Annotated in this window: 3 protein-coding genes; 1 reads left to right on the forward strand and 2 read right to left on the reverse strand. The window is 35.8% G+C overall.

Translation table 11 applies throughout. The features are described from left to right. Nucleotides 1-158, reverse strand: a 158-nt coding sequence (locus ACOVO2_RS08010; protein ID WP_421769468.1) for an alanine--tRNA ligase-related protein, incomplete at its 3' end; no start/stop codon positions are given. A 370-nt stretch (nt 159-528) separates the two neighbouring features. Continuing rightward, nucleotides 529-1416, reverse strand: coding sequence for an alpha/beta fold hydrolase (locus ACOVO2_RS08015; protein WP_421769460.1), 888 nt, complete (start codon nt 1414-1416; stop codon nt 529-531). 148 nt (nt 1417-1564) lie between these two features. Between ACOVO2_RS08015 and ACOVO2_RS08020 the strand changes: the two genes are divergently transcribed. Beyond that, nucleotides 1565-1884, forward strand: a 320-nt coding sequence (locus ACOVO2_RS08020; protein ID WP_421769461.1) for a hypothetical protein, incomplete at its 3' end; no start/stop codon positions are given.

Here is a 1884-nt window from a genome sequence, read left to right on the forward strand (position 1 = left end):
CCATTTCCCAAGAAAAAGTCTTTGAATTGAGCCATTCCTGAGTTATTAAACATCAAAGTTGGGTCGTTTTTGGCCACAAGCGGTGCAGACGGAACGATTAAATGTTCTTTACTTTTGAAGAAATCTAAAAAAGCCTTACGAATTTCGTGCGAAGTCATTTTGCTGTAAATTGGTTACTGGTAAATTAGTGACTGGTAAATTTGTTAGTTAGGAATTGGCTATTGGTAATTTGAGATGTTCAACCAATAACTAATATTCTGATAACTAATCACCAAATTGAGGTGCAAAAATAGCTTAAAAATTGGACTTTTTGAAGAGTTATTAAATAAAAAAAGGTCAGTCAATTGATAATCCTGAAAGGAGGATAGGATTATAATTAATTTTAAGAACCTATAAAAAAGAACCCAGAAGGGGTGATATTTTATAGATTCGAGGTTCTTACGGTCAAATTAAGTTGTGTATTTTCGCTAAATACAAAAGTACTGCTCGTGTAGCCTGATTCAGTTTTTTTATAAGTCGCCTACTTTTCTACGAAATATGCTTTATAATTTCGGGTAATACTTCGGCCAATGCTCCTTTTGGAAGTTCATGCCCCATGCCTTCCACCATTAATAGTTTTGAATTCGGTATGAGTGGAGCATAAATTTCTGCGTGTTTGGCATTCACAAGTGGGTCTGCCGTGCCGTGAATCACCAACGTTGGTGCTTTTATTTTATGTAATTTTTCGAGTCGAGAACCCGATGCTACAATGGCACAAAATTGCTGGTATCTTGCTCGTGGGTTTTGTCCTTTGCGGCGTTCGATGCTTTCAGTAAAAACCTCTCGAAAATAGCTTTCGTCAAATTCAAAACGTTTGCCACGCAAGAAACGATAAGTGGCAACATAGCTACCAACGCTGATTTTATGGTTAGAGTATTTGTTTTTGATATAGAATCTCTTGATAAGAAATGGTATAGCTTTCAGTAAAATTTTGTGACTAAGCTTTGTGGCAACTTTTGGATTTAGTGCGTAGCCCGACGACATGATTGAAGTTAAACTCAACACTCTGTCAGGAAAGTCAATAGCAATGTGTTGAGCAATCATTCCTCCCATCGAAACACCGATGATATGAGCTTTTTCTATTTGTAAAAAATCAAGTAATTCTGTACTATCTTTCGCCATATCTTCGAGCGAGTAGGGGCGTCTTCGGTGCCAAGTATCGTTCATCCATGTCGAAAGCCCAATATCACGATTATCGAATCTGACGACATAAAACCCTGCATCAACCAAGGGTTTAAGCATATTTTCGCCATAAATTACACACTGAGCATCGAGCCCCATGATAAGCAAAATCGCAGGATTTTGTTCATTTCCGAAGGTTTCGTAATAAATCTCAATGCCGTTTACGGGGGCTTTACCTGATTTTGTTTTAACCATATTTTTTTATGTATAATCAACTTTCAAAATTACTTAAAAATGTAATGGCTTGAATTTCAGCACGAAAAATAAATTTTGAGATAAATATAATTTAATAACTAAAAATTTAGTTATATTTGTATATCTCCAACTAAATCTAATCAAGCACATGAAAAAGCTATTATTCTATGGTCTAGCAATGCTGAGTTTTACTCTTTCTGCACAAAATAAAGTTTATCGACCGCAGGCATTTGAAAAAGAGGTCGGTGCAATTAAACGTATTGGTGAGGAATATAAACCATACACGGTTGTGCAGTTGAAAGATGGTAAAGAAGAAGGGAAAGACTTTGAGATTGAAACCAAAAAAGTGATTTATGATTTTAATCAATTTGCTCGTAACAGGCAAGTGAAATTTGAGGAGTTTGAGTTCAGACCCTATCGGTTTATTCCGATTCAGATTATGGCACAAGCCAATGGTAGTATTGATTA

Origin of the sequence: Emticicia sp. (assembly GCF_049241225.1) — a bacterium.
Lineage (GTDB): Bacteria > Bacteroidota > Bacteroidia > Cytophagales > Spirosomataceae > Emticicia.